Annotated in this window: 13 protein-coding genes and 1 tRNA gene; 7 read left to right on the forward strand and 7 right to left on the reverse strand. The window is 69.5% G+C overall.

What is annotated here, in order from left to right; translation table 11 throughout:
- Positions 1 to 174: 174 nt before the first annotated feature.
- From ON41_RS42805 to ON41_RS31760, 3 genes are all read right to left on the reverse strand, one after another.
- Positions 175 to 738, reverse strand: coding sequence for a hypothetical protein (locus ON41_RS42805; protein ID WP_218003586.1), 564 nt, complete (start codon positions 736 to 738; stop codon positions 175 to 177).
- A gap of 323 nt (positions 739 to 1,061) precedes the next feature.
- Positions 1,062 to 1,424: a dihydrofolate reductase family protein gene (locus ON41_RS31755; protein ID WP_040751838.1), complete on the reverse strand. Its 363-nt coding sequence runs from the start codon at positions 1,422 to 1,424 to the stop codon at positions 1,062 to 1,064.
- Positions 1,425 to 1,473: 49 nt separating this feature from the next.
- Positions 1,474 to 3,159: an aminotransferase class V-fold PLP-dependent enzyme gene (locus tag ON41_RS31760; protein WP_218003587.1), complete on the reverse strand. Its 1,686-nt coding sequence runs from the start codon at positions 3,157 to 3,159 to the stop codon at positions 1,474 to 1,476.
- Positions 3,160 to 3,316: 157 nt separating this feature from the next.
- Here ON41_RS31760 and ON41_RS40760 point away from each other — a divergent pair, with 157 nt between their 5' ends.
- Positions 3,317 to 4,459 (forward strand): ABC transporter transmembrane domain-containing protein, encoded by a 1,143-nt coding sequence (locus ON41_RS40760; protein ID WP_083905781.1) that lies wholly within the window; start codon positions 3,317 to 3,319, stop codon positions 4,457 to 4,459.
- On the opposite strand, the gene ON41_RS31770 is transcribed toward ON41_RS40760, so the two are convergent.
- A tRNA-Pro gene (locus ON41_RS31770) sits at positions 4,422 to 4,498 on the reverse strand. The genes ON41_RS40760 and ON41_RS31770 overlap by 38 nt on opposite strands.
- A 276-nt stretch (positions 4,499 to 4,774) precedes the next feature.
- Here ON41_RS31770 and ON41_RS41225 point away from each other — a divergent pair.
- From ON41_RS41225 to ON41_RS31785, 3 genes are all read left to right on the forward strand, one after another.
- Positions 4,775 to 5,353: a DUF8176 domain-containing protein gene (locus ON41_RS41225; protein ID WP_040751840.1), complete on the forward strand. Its 579-nt coding sequence runs from the start codon at positions 4,775 to 4,777 to the stop codon at positions 5,351 to 5,353.
- A 169-nt stretch (positions 5,354 to 5,522) separates the two neighbouring features.
- The gene (locus ON41_RS31780) at positions 5,523 to 7,913 is read left to right on the forward strand and encodes a beta-glucosidase family protein (protein WP_040751842.1); all 2,391 of its coding nucleotides are present in this window, start codon (positions 5,523 to 5,525) and stop codon (positions 7,911 to 7,913) included.
- Between the two features lie 264 nt (positions 7,914 to 8,177).
- The gene (locus ON41_RS31785) at positions 8,178 to 10,238 is read left to right on the forward strand and encodes a neutral/alkaline ceramidase (RefSeq protein WP_040751844.1); all 2,061 of its coding nucleotides are present in this window, start codon (positions 8,178 to 8,180) and stop codon (positions 10,236 to 10,238) included.
- An 82-nt stretch (positions 10,239 to 10,320) separates the two neighbouring features.
- Here ON41_RS31785 and ON41_RS31790 read toward each other — a convergent pair whose 3' ends face one another.
- Both ON41_RS31790 and ON41_RS31795 read right to left on the reverse strand, forming a co-directional pair.
- On the reverse strand, positions 10,321 to 11,091 hold the full coding sequence (locus ON41_RS31790) for an alpha/beta fold hydrolase (RefSeq protein WP_040751845.1): 771 nt from the start codon (positions 11,089 to 11,091) through the stop codon (positions 10,321 to 10,323).
- A 10-nt stretch (positions 11,092 to 11,101) separates the two neighbouring features.
- Positions 11,102 to 11,689, reverse strand: coding sequence for a TetR/AcrR family transcriptional regulator (locus tag ON41_RS31795; RefSeq protein ID WP_246461669.1), 588 nt, complete (start codon positions 11,687 to 11,689; stop codon positions 11,102 to 11,104).
- 71 nt (positions 11,690 to 11,760) lie between these two features.
- Between ON41_RS31795 and ON41_RS31800 the strand changes: the two genes are divergently transcribed.
- Positions 11,761 to 12,600 (forward strand): alpha/beta fold hydrolase, encoded by an 840-nt coding sequence (locus ON41_RS31800; protein WP_040751846.1) that lies wholly within the window; start codon positions 11,761 to 11,763, stop codon positions 12,598 to 12,600.
- A gap of 7 nt (positions 12,601 to 12,607) precedes the next feature.
- Here ON41_RS31800 and ON41_RS31805 read toward each other — a convergent pair whose 3' ends face one another.
- A complete protein-coding gene (locus ON41_RS31805) occupies positions 12,608 to 13,015 on the reverse strand; it encodes a hypothetical protein (protein WP_051162916.1) in 408 nt (135 codons plus the stop codon).
- A gap of 130 nt (positions 13,016 to 13,145) precedes the next feature.
- Here ON41_RS31805 and ON41_RS31810 point away from each other — a divergent pair, with 130 nt between their 5' ends.
- Positions 13,146 to 13,625 carry a nitroreductase family deazaflavin-dependent oxidoreductase gene (locus ON41_RS31810; protein ID WP_040751848.1) on the forward strand — a complete coding sequence of 160 codons (480 nt, stop codon included), beginning with the start codon at positions 13,146 to 13,148 and terminating at the stop codon, positions 13,623 to 13,625.
- Between the two features lie 146 nt (positions 13,626 to 13,771).
- Positions 13,772 to 14,698 (forward strand): Sco1979 family transcriptional regulator, encoded by a 927-nt coding sequence (locus ON41_RS31815; RefSeq protein ID WP_040751849.1) that lies wholly within the window; start codon positions 13,772 to 13,774, stop codon positions 14,696 to 14,698.
- Positions 14,699 to 14,743: the final 45 nt, after the last annotated feature.

The raw sequence follows: 14,743 nt of genomic DNA on the forward strand, positions 1-14,743 counted from the left end.
TGGGGTGCAGAGCCGCATCCATCCCGATGCACGATCCTCGGCAGAAAGTCACTGCGGCAGGGTATTTCTCGGATGAAGGCGACCATTCCTCAGCCGCGGGACGTGACGGTCCTGACCCCGGCTGGAGCGTACCGGCTCCGGCTCGGCCGCCGCACTCGATCCTTGAATCCGTGGCTACATGGCGATGTGGCCGGGGGGAGTCGCGTCCTGCCCGAGTTCCACTCGACGTGTCTCGAGGTCGGGATGGCGAAGAAGCGTGTGTACCAGTCCGGTAGACCCGCCGACACAGATCCAGTCGTCGTCTAACAGCCGCGACACCAGCCAGCAGCGGTCGGACGGAAATATTAGGTCGGGCAGGCTACGACGTTGACGCCAGGTAAGCCTGCGCCAGGTGAGCGCCTGCTCCGGCCCCGCCTCGACCAACACGTAGGGCCAGCCGGCGTACAAGGCCACCCGTGGAGCTTCGGGGAAGACGATGTCGTCGGCGCCATTATCCAGGTATCCCAACCACCACGGCTGGTTCGCCGACTCGGCGCGTAGGATCGACACCAGCGCTCGGTCCAGCGCTTCCCAGGCCGCGTCGTCATCTTCCGGCACGACGATCGTGGCGTACCTGTCGAAGACCGGCGGGATCGCGGAAGTGATGGTCAGGCCGACCGACGTATCGTCGGCGATCCATGCTGTCTCCGCGTCGGTTCCGATTCGCCAGGAACCGCTGTCCGAGGTGGTGAGTTCCACCCACCGATCATCGCTGGCTCCACACAGAAGCACCAACGAATTCGAGTGGATCGGTAGGCGGGCGGAGCCTCGATGAAGCGGCTTGGCTGGAAGGGCTTGCACCACATCGCGATTCGACACGATCACGCTGCACCAGGCGCTCGACGATCGAACACCTGAGGCGGCCTACACCGGCTCATGGTATGGCGAGGGTTCGACGTTCTCATTTCCCTAGCTTTACAACCGGAGGGCGCCGAGGTCGTGCGGGCCGGGCGATCGGCGGCAAGAGTGGACGGCCGATCTCCTGACACTGGCGTCGGTGGCTCACTGATCGGTAAGGGATGTCATTGTGCGGTGATGGTCAGCGGCGCTACTGAGGCGATATCGCAGGTGGGTGACGGTCGGGAGGCGATGACCTCCACCGGGGTGAGGGTGAGGCCGTCGAGGAGCCGTTCCCCGGCACCGAGCACAACGGGCACCAGGTGCAGTACCAGTTCGTCGAGCAGCCCGGCTGCCAGGTATTGCCGGACCGTGGCGGCCCAGCCTGCGATCTCGACGTCCTTGCCGCCCGGGTCAACCGCCGCGCCGCCTCCGGCGCAATCCGCACGTTGCCGACCGGCCAGCCGCTTCGGTGAACTCGATCGATTCGTGTGCCGGGGCCGCGGTGTAGCCTGCCTCGTCTTCGAAGCCTCCGGCGGCAAACTCACCGGCAGCGGTGCGCGCAGAACGGCTGTCGACTGCTGCGAACCCGCGGATTCAGCACTGCTCGCGTGGCGGCAGGTCGTGACCGTCGCACGGGCGGTTGCGATAGGTGCCGACGAAGTCGATGAATCGCTGGACATCGGGGAAGTTCGAGGCTATTCCGAGCGAGACACGGATCGCGCCACCCGTGGGCAAGCCGACCTCCGCGACATACTCGTCGATGGTGCGGATCTGCTGTCCGGCCATGCGGCGCAGGGCCGTCCGGCTGAGACCGAAGGCGGCCTCACCCGAGCCGGGGTTGCAGAAACAGCCTGTCCGCAGTGACAGGCCCGCCGCCGACGATTCCCGTGCAACCAGACGTTCGTCCACGACCTCCCCGGAGGGGGCGAGAATGTTCAAAGCCACTGTCGCACCGCGGCCGTCCATCGTGCGCGGGCCATAGATCCGAACCAGTGGCATGCCGTTGTCGTGTTCCAGCGCCGTCAGTCGATCCAACAGCCATCCGGTCAGGCAGCGCGTGCGCCGACTGATGACATTCATGCCGATACCGCGCACCCAATCGAGCCCGTGCTCTATATCCGGCACAGCCAGGAAGTTCACGGTGCCGTCTTCGTAGGCCGTACCGCCCGGCGCCATGGTGTGCCAGCCGCCCCGCACGCTGACCGCGCGAATACTGCCACCGGCGAACCAGGGTCGGCGTAGCCGGGCCAAGGCGCCGTGCCGGGCGATCAGGCAGCCGACGCCCGTGGGATACCCGAACAACTTGTACCAACTCACCGGGACGAAATCGGCGGGCACCGCAGTGAGATCGAGAGTATTGGAGGGAACATAAGCAGCCGCGTCCAGCAGTACATCGAATCCGTACTCGTGTGCCAGGCCGACCCATTCCAAGGGGTGCTGCACTCCGCTGAAGTTGCTCTGCGCCGGATAAGCGAACAATCCGCGCCGCCGCCTCAGCGTTCGGCGACTCAGTGCCGCGCGGACCGACTGCTCGCTCACTCGAAGTTCGGTCCCGGTGATGTGAGCGTATTCGGTGCGGGCATGCTTGGCACGCGCGAATTCTCTTATGCCGTTGACCGAATTGTGGTTGTCGGCCGTGAGAACGAGCGTGGTCGACCGATCGAACGGATATGCCTCACCGACCAGTCGGCAGGCGGCCGTGGCATTCGCGGTGAATATCACCGCGTACTCCTCCGGTGCGGCATTGAAGTAGGTGTGCACGGCAGCCCGCGCTGCCTCGACGCGGGCCGTCGCGGCCAGTGACGTGGGATTGTCCGAATGTGGATTGCCGTAGCAGCCGGAGGTGACCCATTCGTCGTGCGCGCGATGCTGCGCCATGGCCGCGAGTCCGGCGCCGGTGTAGTCGAGATAGACGTGCTGCTGCTGATCCAGGTATGCGTACTCGGTGTCACGAAGTTCATCGAGTACGGCCGTTTCGCCGTATTCCGGATATTCGGCCAGAAATGCCGTCGCATCGATCGTGCGCGCTCCGCTGCTGTTCACGGGCCAATCCTTCTCTGCGAGAGACGAGTTCAGCTCGCTGCCGACCGGTCCCCGACCGAGCGGGCACCTACGTGTCGGACCCGACCTTCGGCTGCACGATCGAACTGCCCGTATGTTAAGTCGCGCCACCAGCATAGTCGCATCGCCGAGCTTCCCTGCTCGGGGAACCGGCGCGCTGTAGGCGTCGTCTCGATCGGTTGACAGGGCACCACGGTGCACACCGCCGATCTCGTCCACCTCTGTCCGTACCGCCCGTCCCGGCGGTCGGCGCGGCAGCGGCGAGCGTGGTCATCGGATGGCGGATCGGTTCCGGCGGCTGGATTTCCCCGGTCGAGTGGCTGGGAACTCACTGCAGGCGTGGGTATGCGGGCGCCGGGAATTTACGGTCGAGGATATGAACAATTCGCCGCCGCGTTTCGGCCGGCTTCGTGTGCTGTGGTCGTTCGTCGCGCCGCATCGTGGCGTCCTCGCCGTCTGGTGTGTGCTCGCGGTGCTGAGCGCTGCCGCGGGCCCGGCGACGCCCATGATCACGAAGTGGGTGCTCGACGCGGTCGGGTCGCGTGCTTCGCTGGTGACTCCCGTGGCGACGCTGCTGGCGCTGTCGGTGTTCGCCGCACTGGTGCGGTGCCTGGAATGGATTCTGGTGGGCACGGTCGGGGAACGAGTCGTGCTCGACGCCCGAAAGACTTTGGTGCGCCGATATTTCCGTGCCACAGTGCCGTCGTCGCAGCGTCGGCCGGTGGGCGAGCTGGTCACCCGGGTCACCTCCGATACGGTGCTGTTGCACGAGGCGACGTCGTCGAGTCTGATCGGTGTGGTCAACGGCACCGTGATGCTGGTCGGCACGCTGGTGATGATGGCGGTGCTGGACCTGGCGCTGTTCGCCGCCACGATCGCGGCCATCGCGGTCGTGGGCGCGCTGTTTCTGGCGTTGATGCCGGGTGTGGCCGCCGAGCGCCAGCGGGCGCAGCAGCGCCTGGGTCTGGTCGGCGGGGCCTTGGCACTGGCCGACGACACCATGCCGCAAGCGAAGATCAAGACGAAGCTTCAGGACATCCGGGTGCAACGACTGCGGATTGAGACGGGACTGACTGACACAGCCGCTGAACTCAGCCTCGGCGTGAACCTGCTGCGGGATGCTTTGCGGTTGGTGTCCAACCCTCGTCAGCTGTACCGCGACGGCACCGATCCCATCCGGCGACTGCTCAACGAGACCTTCTTCGAGCGGTTCTATCTGGACGATCCAGAGGTTGCCGACGACCAGAAGACCCCGCTGTTCACCGAACTGCACGATGCACACCTGGCCTACCGGCAGCGAAGCACCGATGCTGCCGAAGGTGTCCAGCTTGCCTCGAAGCGGGCTGAGCATGGTGCTGGCGGATCAAAGGGATCGCGGCGCCGGAAGCGTCCGCCCAGCTCAGACGATGGAAACCCCGAAAACGAAAACCGCCTTACCCTCGCCAGTGTCTTTTCAGTCACTGGTTCAGATAAGGCGGTTCTGGTCGGGCTGACAGGATTTGAACCTGCGACCACCTGACCCCCAGTCAGGTGCGCTACCAAGCTGCGCCACAGCCCGTTGCTCTCGCTTGCGTGAGTGCTCGATGAGATTACCCCAGGACCCCCTGGTGTCACCAAATCGGCATGGTGGAGGGGGTTGGGGGTGGAGTTGGGCGTTCGGGGGGCGTGGGGGCGGGGGATGTGCAATCTTGTTAGCGCTCAACGATATTGCCGCCGGGTCGGGGTCCCTGGGCGGTGCGCATCGGAAAGGGGGTGCGGTGGGGCCATGGCGGTGCAGCGGAGGTTGCGGCGCGGGAGGTCGGTGCGCGGGGCGCCGAGAGGGGATCGGGGGCCGGTGCCGGTCTGGCCGGGGATGCTGGCGCCGGCGCGGCCCCGGCGGCGGGGGCGGGGCGGCTGGTGGGGGATCGTCGCGGGGGCGGTGGCCGTGGTCGGCGGGGTGGCGGCGATGAGTGGCGTGGTGCTGGGACGGGGCGAGGCGCGGGTGCCGACGACGGCGGAGGCCCTGGTGGGAGTGGTCGACGTGGGTCTGGGCGGCGGGCCGGGGTGTGAGGCCGTGCGGTCCGCGACGCTGGTGCGGGGGAACGGTCCGGGGTCGACGGGGTCGGGGCCGGACGTGATCCTGGCCTTTCAATACGCGTACTACGTGGCCCGTTCGGGCGCGGCGGCGCGGGCGGTGACCGCGCCCGACGCGTGGGTGTCGCCGGTAGAAGTGATCGACGGCGGGATCGCGAGCGTGCCGGTGGGGACGCGGCACTGTGTGGAGATCGGGCCGCGACCGGAGGGTGTGTTCGCGGTGACGATCATCGAGACGCGGCCGGACCGGTCGGTTCGGGTCTATCGGCAGATGGTGACCGTGGGCGCGCGGGACGGCGCGACCGTGATCACGCGCATCGACCCGGTGCGGCCGCGGTAGGGGGTCCCGGGTGTGGAAACCGGCCGGATCGGTGGGCGTGTCACGGTGGCGCGAAGCGGGGGTCGCGGGATGACATGGAGGGCGTACGCGGTCCGGGTCAGACGGCCGGACCGAGTGGTCGGTCGGGGTAATCTCGGGACCATCGCAGTCGACACGAACGGGGCAGCGCATGGATGAGCGGATCGAGCAGTGGCTGGCGAAACTGGACCTGCCCGCGAAGCTACGGCTGATCTCCGGCGCCGGCATGTTCCGGATGGCGGGGGAGCCGGCGGTCGGGCTGGCGGAGATGCCGGTGTCCGACGGTCCGTCCGGGGTGCGCGGGGAAAACTGGGACGAGCGCGATCCGTCGGTGAGCCTGCCCTCCGGCACCGCCCTGGCCGCCACCTGGGACCGTGACCTGCTCGACGAGATCGGCGCCCTGATCGCCGCGGAGGCCCGGCGCAAGGACGTGTACGCGGTCCTGGGCCCGACGGTCAACCTGCACCGATCCCCGCTCGGCGGAAGGCATTTCGAATGCTTCTCCGAGGATCCGATGCTGACCGCCGAGATGGCCGAGGCCTACGTGCGGGCCGTGCAGCGCCACGGGGTGAGCGCGTGTCCGAAACACTACGTGGCCAACGATTCCGAGACCGACCGCTTCACCGTCGACGTGCGCGCCACCGACCGCACACTGCGGGAGCTGTACCTGTACCCGTTCGAGCGCAGTGTGCGGGCGGGCGCGTGGATGGTCATGGCGGCCTACAACTCCGTCGACGGCGTCACCATGACGGAGAACCCGCTGCTGGACGAACCGCTCAAGGGCAGTTGGGGTTTCGACGGCGTGGTGGTGTCGGACTGGACCGCCGTGCGCAATACCGACGGCGCCGCCCGCGGGACGGATCTGTGCATGCCCGGGCCGCCGACGCTGTGGGGCGAGCCGCTGGAGCAGGCGGTGCGCGCCGGGACGGTGCCGGAATCGGCGATCGACGAGAAGGTCCGGCGGATCCTGCGTTTCGCGATGCGGGTGGGCGCCCTGGACGAAACTCCGCAGCCCGCACCGTCTTTCACCGATGACCAGGCGCGGCAGCTGGTGCGCCGCGCCGCCGCCGACGCCATGGTGCTGGTTCGCAACGACGGGGTACTGCCGCTCCGCCCGGACGCCACCGTCGCGTTGCTCGGCCCGTCGGCGGCCGAACCGCGGCTGATGGGCGGCGGCAGCGCCACCGTGATCCCGGCGCACACCACCACGCCGCTGGCGGGACTGCGCGCGGCCCTGCCCGTGACCTACACGCCCGGGGTGTGGCTGTCGGACGCGCTGTCGCCGGCGCCGCTGGAACTGCTCACCGACCCCGAAACCGGCACGCCCGGACTGTGTCTGCGCTATCTCGACGGCGAGACGGCCTTCGAGACCCAGCACCGTGCCGCCGCGAATCTGGTGCTGTTCGGCGACCCGGCCGCGGAGCGCGCGTCGTCGGTCGAACTGCGCGCGCGGCTGCGCGCCGACGTGGCCGGCGAGTGGCGGATCGGCGCGGGTGCGCTCGGCCACGTGCGCCTCGAGCTGGACGGTGAGACCGTGGCCGACGGCCGGGCCGCGTTCGAGGGCGCGGATCCTGTTGCGGCCCTGCTGGATCCGCCGCAGCACGCCGTGACCCGGACGCTGGCCGAGGGGCAGGAGGTCGACATTCGCGTCACCGTCGCCGACCTGGCGGCGATACCGGGGCTGGGCGTATTCCTCGGCGTCACGGTCGGCGCGACGAGCCCGCGGCGGTCGCCGGACGAGGAGTTCGCGGCCGCGGTCGACGCGGCCCGGGAGGCGGAGGTGGCGGTCCTGGTCGTCGGCACCACCGAGCGCATCGAGAGCGAGGGCGTCGACCGCACCACGCTGCGCCTGCCGGGCCGCCAGGACGAACTGGTCGCCGCGGTGGCGGCGGCGAATCCGCGGACCGTCGTCGTGGTGAATTCCGGTGCGCCCGTGGAGATGCCGTGGCGCGACGACGTGGCCGCGGTCCTGCTGTCGTGGTTCCCCGGGCAGGAGTTCGGCGCGGCGCTGGCCGATGTGCTCACCGGGGCCGCCGAACCGGGCGGCCGCCTGCCCACGACCTGGCCCAAGACCATGTCCGACGTCCCCGTCCTGAACACCACGCCCGAGGACGGCGTGCTGGAGTACGAGGAGGGCGTGCACATCGGATACCGCGCCTGGCTGCGGGCCGGGGTGGAACCGGCCTACCCCTTCGGGCACGGACTCGGGTACACCACCTGGGAATTGCGCAATCTGGACGTCTCGGGGCGCACGGTGACCGTCACCGTCACCAATATCGGCGAGCGGACGGGGAAGCAGGTCGTGCAGGCGTACCTCTCGCGCGAGCAGTCCGCGATCGACCGTCCCCTGCGCTGGCTGGCCGCCTTCGCGGCCGTCACCCTCGAGGCGGGGGAGTCGAGCCGGGTCGAGATCACCCTGCCCCAGCGGGCATTCGAGCACTGGACGCAGGACGGCTGGGCCGTCGAGCCTGGGGCGTTCACGCTACAGGTCGGGACGTCGGTGATCGCCTTGCCGCTGGAGACGGAGGTTGTCGTCTCCTGACCGGCGCGTCATAGGCGTTTCCCGGCACGCTTTTGGCCGGGATCCCCCTTCGGTGGCGGTGGATTCCGGCCAAAAGCGTGCCGGAAAATGGGTGGCGGGCTGTGTGCCGGTAGTTGTCAGCCCTGGTCTGGCCGATATTCTTGGCGCGAGTCTGGCGAGCTGGACAAACGTCCAGTACGCTTCGCCGAACAAAGGGTAACGATGCGGTGGCCGGTCGGGTGGATACGATCAGGATGGCCGCGTCACGGAACCGAAGGAGTCACCGTGGCGGTGTCCCGGCGCTCGATGCTGGCAGGTACGACGGCCGCGGCGTTCGCGACCGGGGTGGCGGGCGCGAATCCTGTTGCCGCGCAGCCTGCCGGGCGTACCGACGGCCAGGACTATCTGATCGGCTGCGGGATGGCCGACGTCACCGGCGCGGTCGCCGGTCAGGGCATGATGGGCTACTCGGAACTGGACCAGGTGGCGACGGGGCTGCTCATGCGGTGCTGGGCGCGCGCGTACGTCGTCGTGGACCGGACCACCGGCGACCGGGTGGTGTTCGTGAACGCCGATATCGCGTGCCTGTTCCAGTCCGTGCACCTCGCGGTGCTGCAACGGCTCGCCCGGCGGTTCGGTGACCTCTACACCGAACGCAATGTCAACATCAACGCCACGCACAACCACAACTCGTGCGGCGGCACCGCGCGCGAGTACGCGTACTCCTTGGCCGCCTACGGTTTCCAGCGGAATTCGCACGAGGCCGAGGTGGACGGCATCGTCGCGGCGATCGCGGCCGCCCACGACCGACTGGCGCCCGGCGCGATCCTGCTCGGCCACGGTGAACTGCACGACGCCAGCGCCAACCGGTCGCGCGAGGCGTTCGAACTCAACCCGCCCGAGGACAAGGCCGAACTCCCCGGCGCCATCGATCCGATGGTCACCGTGCTGCGATTTCGCCAGGGCGGCAAGGACATCGGCGCGATCACCTGGTTCGCCACCCACGGCACCTCGCTCACCGACAAGAACACGCTGATCTCCGCCGACAACAAGGGCTACGCCAGCTACCGCTGGGAGCACGACGAGATGGGCGTGCGCCACCTGGACGGCGCACCCGGTTTCGTGGCGGCGTTCGCGCAGACCAACGCGGGCGATATGACCCCGAACCTGAACCTCACCCCGTGGCACCCGTCCGGACCCACCGAGGACAACCGCGCCAACTGCGCGCTGATCGGCGAACGCCAATACCAGGCGGGCCGTGCGGCTTTCGCGTCCGCGCGCCCGATGTCCGGCGGCGTCGACGCGGTGCTGCGGTACGTGGACATGGCCGACACCGCCGTGGCGGGCGACTACACGCCCGACGGCAGACCGGCCCGCACGGCCCCGGCGATGATGGGCGCCGCCGCCGCGGCGACCAGTTCCGAGGACAATTGGAAGACGCAGCTGGCCTTCCTCCAGGAGGGCGATACGAATCCGGTGGTGACCGCGCTGGGCGGTGTCGACGCGCCGGTGGAGCAGTGGATGCGGGACGTCCAGGCGCCCAAGCTCATCGTGGCGCCGCTGGGCGTGCTGCCGCCGCGGCCGTGGGTGCCGCTGGTGGTCCCGATCCAGATCATGCGCATCGGCGACCTGGTCCTCGCCTCGGGCCCGGCCGAGTACACCGTCGTCTCCGGGCTGCGGATCCGGCGGCTGGTCGCCCGCGCGCTCGCCGTGCCCGTGGAGAACGTGCTGCTCCAGGGCTATGCCAACGGTTACAGCGGGTACGTGACGACGCCCGAGGAGTACGCGTCGCAGCAGTACGAGGGCGGCGAGACGCTGTACGGCCGCTGGACGCTGCCGGCGTACATGCAGGAATTCGACCGGCTGGCCCGGGCACTGGCCGCCCGCGTCGATCTCGGCCGCGGCCCGGCGCCGCTGGACTGGATCTCGGGATTCCAGCCGGATCTGCTGCCCGCGGTACCGCCGGACGTGCCCGCGGCAGGGCACGCGTTCGGCGACGTACTCACGCAGCCGCAGCCCGGGTACCAGCGCGGGGACACGGTCGCGGTCGAGTTCGCCGGCGCTCATCCGAACAACGACTTCCATTCCGGTGGAACGTATTTCGAGGTCCAACGCGCCGACGGCGACGGCTGGCGCCGGGCGTTCGACGACAACGACTGGTGCACCGAGATGGAGTGGTCGCGCCCCGATGGGCAGCCCGCGGCCTCGGTGGTGGCGATCCGGTGGACGATCCCGCAGTCCGCCGAATCCGGCCGCTACCGCATCGAGTACACCGGCGACAGCCGCGACGGCGGCGGAGCGATCGCGCGATTCACCGGAGCCTCGGCCGCTTTCATTGTCGGTTGAGCGGTCGCGCGGTTCACCGGAACGTCGGTCGCCTTCACTGTCGATTGAGCGGTCGCGGGGTCCGCCGGAGCCTCGGCCGCTTTCACCCTCGGCTGAGGGCTCCCGTCGTATCGAGGATCGCGCGCGCCACGCGCCGGGGGTTGTCGATCATCGGCTGATGCCCTGTCCCCGTGAGGATTTCGAACCTGGCGCCCGGCACCCGCTCGCGCGCGATGGCGGCGTTGACGGCGACGGGCAGCAGGCGATCGCGCTCCGCCCACGCCAGGGTGATCGGGCACGGCGGCGGGTCCAGCGGCGCGATCTCGTCGGTGGTGGCGAGCATTTCGGGCAGGATCCGGCAGGCCCGCACGTCGTCGGCGATGGTGCGGCCCTGGGCGGGCGTCAGACGCTCCCCATGGCAGGCGATATCGCGAAAGGCTATGCGGCGCACCAGGGCCGAGCGCAGGCCGAGGGGTGCGAGCGGACGGGTGAGCCGGGTGAAGGCGGCGGCCCGGGCGATGATCGAGGTGCCGGTGGTCTGGCTGTGGCCGCGCGCGGACCAGAATCCGGCGGGGGACAGCGCGCAGACGCTGCGGGCCCGGCCGCGCCGCGCGAGTTCGACCCCGATCCAGCCACCGAGCGAGTTCCCGGCGACGTGCGCGGTATCCCAGCCGCGCTCGTCGAGGCGGCGTTCGATGTCGTCGACCAAGTCCGCGAAACGCACCGGGCGATGCGCGGCCGGCGGCCCGCCGCGATGCCCGAGCAGCGTGGGCGCCCAGACGTGGTGATGACGCCGCAGCGCGGGAACGACGTCGTCCCACGCGTGTCCGGACATGGTGAGGCCGTGCAGGAGGAGAAGCGGTGAAACGGTCACCGAACGATTCTCACCCGGACGCGCTCGCCGCCGACACGCGGTCGAGGTGCGCGGCCATGGCGTGCCCGGCGGCGCGCAGCGGATCGGGGGACCGCAGGGTGCGGGCCAGGATAAAGGCGCCCTCCAGCGCGCTCAGCAGTGCCAGGGTGAATTCCCGGGCCGGGCCGGGAGCCAGCCCGCGGCTCACGAAGTAGGCGGCGCCCTGGTCGGTCCAGGAGGACACGACCTCCGCGGCGACCGCGCGCAGCTCCGGCTCGCTGTCGGCCACCTCCCCAGCGACCGTCCCGACCGGGCACATATTCATCCAGCCCGATCGCTCCATGTCGTCGGCCGCGGCGTCGAAGGCGGCGGGCACGGCGGTGCGCAGGTCCGGATAGGGATCCATCAGCAGGGGCAGGAGCTGGATGTAGGCGGCGCCGCTGGTGCGCAGCGCCTCGGCGGCGATCTGCTGCTTGCCCTCCGGGAAATGGTGGTACAGCGACCCGATCGGGGCCCGCGCGGCCGCGGTGAGCTGCTTGACGCTGGTCGCGCCGTACCCCTGGCGGCGCATCAGTTCGGCCGCCGCGGTGAGGATGCGCTCGCGGGTGCTGGTTGACATCTGCTCCGCCATACCACCACACTAGAGCACACGCTCTAGAGCGACTGTTCTAGTGAGAGGAGCGCACGGATATGCCTGTCGTCGAGGTCCCCGCGGGACCGGTGCACTACTCCGAACACGGCGACGGCCCGCCCGTGGTGCTGCTGCACGGCCTGCTGATGAATCAGACGGTCTGGGACGCCGTGGTCGAACTGCTGCCCGGCGGATTCCGCTATATCCGCCCCGAACTGCCGCTGGGCTCGCACCCGGAACCGATGCGGGCCGACGCCGATCTCACCCTGCGCGGACTCAACGCGCTGATCGCGGATTTCCTCGCGGCACTGGATCTTCGGGATGTCACCCTGGTGCACACCGATTGGGGCGGCGGGCTGTTTCTCACCGCCTACGGGCTGGACGAGCGGGTCTCGCGGCTGGTGATCCTGCCCTGCGAGGCGTTCGGCAACTTCCCGCCGGGGCTGCCGGGGAAGACGGTCACCGTGGCCTTCGGCGTGCCGGGCATGCTGCGAATCGGGTTGCGGCAGTTACGTATCGGCTGGCTGCGCCGCACGCCGCTGCTGTTCGGCTGGATGGCGCGGTACCCGATCGCGGACGAGCTGGTCCGGGGCTGGACCGAGCCCGCGCTGCGCGACGCGCGGATCGGGCGCGATGTGCGCAAGTACGGGCATTCGCTGCCGGACCGATCGGAGCTGATCGCGAATACCGAAGCGCTGCGCGGCTTCCCGGGCGAGGCGCTGGTGCTGTGGTCGTCGGCGGGCAAGGTGATGCCGCGCGACCACGGCGCCCGGCTCGCGGACCTGCTGCCCCGGGGGCGGCTGGTCGAGATCGACGACGCGTACGTGTTGTCGATGCTCGACCAGCCGCAGGCGGTGGCCAAGGCGATGACGGAATTCCTCACCGCCCCGGCGCGATAGCGGTTCGTCAGGACGTGCCCGTCTCCGGGCGGCGACGCAGGAAGCGATTGCGCGACCACATCGGCTGCTGCGCCGGTTCGCCGGCGGGCGGTGTCGCGGCCGCGGGCGCGGGCTTGGCGGATTCTTTTTTCGCGGTGACCATTTCGCGGCGTGAGCGGCGAAGCTCCCTGCGCACGGCCGCATTCCGGCGCGCGGAGTTGAACGCGCCGGTCAACAGTAGTGCGAGCCCGAGCATTCCGGCCGCGCCGACGACGGCGCCCGCTGCGAACAGCTCGCCCAGCGAGCCGGTGAAATCGTGTCCGAAGACGGTGAATCCGGTCGACATCAGGTGTGCGTCGCCGAGATTGGCCGACACCGCGGCGGCGCCGACGACGATGGCGGCGATCAACACGATCAATCCGAGGAGAACAATCATGGCAAGTCCCAAGGTTGTCGGGAAGCGATGTCCTCGCAATGCCCGCTTCGGAACGCCTCAAACGGCCCGGAATCGCCGCGCGGTAGCGGACGCGGATCGTCGTGTCACCCCGGGCGGTTACGGTGAAACGGTGCCGAGAAATCCACTGACCGCGCTGGGCCGCGCCCTCGCGCGGCGCCCGGCGGTCATGCGCACCGCGCCGGTCGTCGTGCGCCTGGAGCGGCTCGTCCGGCGTCTCAGCGGAGGCCGCCACGGCGTCCTGGATCTGGCCGGCCTGCCGTCGATGGAACTGACCGTGGCGGGCCGCAAAACCGGTCGGCCGCGCACGGTTTCGCTGCTCTACGTTCCGGACGGTCCCGGCTCATACCTCCTGGTCGGTTCGAATTGGGGCCGCACGGAACATCCCGCGTGGTCTGCCAACCTCGATGCCGCCGAGTACGCCGAAATCCACAGCGAGGGAGACCGTTTCAAGGTCCGGGTGCACCGGCTGTCGGGTGCCGACCGCGAGCGCGCGTGGCGGCGCGCGGTCGCTTACTGGCCGGGCTATCGCATGGAGCAGCGCCTGGCCGGATCTCGTAAATTTCGCCTCTACCAGCTGCGACGTATCTGAACAGCGGGGTTTTCGCCACGCGCGGGAGGTTTGCCGAATGGACTCGAGCGCCGATCGGGGTATGATTACCGCCTAGTGCGGCGTGATGGGGGATCGCTTCCGGTCCCCGCCGCCGCCCCTGACCGCCGAGTATCGGAGTCGATCTCATGATTGCGGACCCCGCGCGCCCCGAGCCGTCGGATTCGGAGGCCGATTCGGCGTCCGTCGAGCGGCCCACCGTCGATCCCGGCGTCATCGAGCGCGGTCCCACCGCCCTGCGGATCGCCGTCGGCGGTCAGTTGCGCAAACTTCGCGAGAAGTGCGGTATCTCCCGCGAGGCGGCCGGTGAGCACATCCGCGGTTCGCACGCCAAGATCAGCCGGCTCGAACTCGGGCGCACCGGGTTCAAGGAGCGCGACATCCGCGACCTGCTGGCGCTGTACGGCGTCGACGACCCCACGGAGTGCGCCGCGTTCCTGGAACTGGTCAGGCAGGCGAACCAGCCGGGGTGGTGGCACCGCTTCGGCGATCTGCTGCCGTCCTGGTTCGAGATGTACCTCGGGCTCGAGCATGCCGCGCAGTCGATCCGGACGTTCGAGGCGCAGCTGGTTCCCGGCCTGTTGCAGACCGAGGACTACGCGCGCGCCGTGGTCCAGCTCGGCGACGGCACCGAGGCGAACCGCCGCGTGGAGCTACGCCGCCGCCGGCAGGAACTGCTGACCCGGCCCGACGGACCCACACTGTGGGCGATCGTCGACGAGGCCGTGTTGCGGCGGCCGATCGGCGGGCCCGGCGTGATGCGGGCGCAGCTCGAATACCTGGCCGACATGGCGAATTCGGCGAATGTGACCATCCAGGTCCTGCCCTACGCGGTCGGCGGGCACGCGGCCGCCGGCAGCTCGTTCACGATGCTCCGGTTCGAGGAGCAGGAACTGCCCGACATCGTCTATCTCGAACAGCTGACCAGCGCGCTGTATCTGGACCGCGCGCGGGACCTGGAGCTGTACCGGCAGGTGATGGACACGCTCAGCGTGCAGTCCGAGACGCCGAGCCGGTCGCGAAAGATGTTGCTGGACATCGCCGCTCAGATGTAACCCACCCGATGTGACACTGCGCCCGCCCGGAATACACCGGGCGGG

This window comes from Nocardia transvalensis NBRC 15921, from assembly GCF_000308875.1.
In the GTDB taxonomy this organism is placed as follows: Bacteria; Actinomycetota; Actinomycetes; order Mycobacteriales; family Mycobacteriaceae; genus Nocardia; species Nocardia transvalensis.

Coding starts and splice junctions, on each gene's coding strand:
- ON41_RS31805 (WP_051162916.1), bottom strand. CDS start 13,015: ATGATTGTTCTCCTCGGATTGATCGTGTTGATCGCCGCCATCGTCGTC.
- ON41_RS31780 (WP_040751842.1), top strand. CDS start 5,523: ATGGATGAGCGGATCGAGCAGTGGCTGGCGAAACTGGACCTGCCCGCG.
- ON41_RS31795 (WP_246461669.1), bottom strand. CDS start 11,689: ATGTCAACCAGCACCCGCGAGCGCATCCTCACCGCGGCGGCCGAACTG.
- ON41_RS31815 (WP_040751849.1), top strand. CDS start 13,772: ATGATTGCGGACCCCGCGCGCCCCGAGCCGTCGGATTCGGAGGCCGAT.
- ON41_RS40760 (WP_083905781.1), top strand. CDS start 3,317: ATGAACAATTCGCCGCCGCGTTTCGGCCGGCTTCGTGTGCTGTGGTCG.
- ON41_RS31800 (WP_040751846.1), top strand. CDS start 11,761: ATGCCTGTCGTCGAGGTCCCCGCGGGACCGGTGCACTACTCCGAACAC.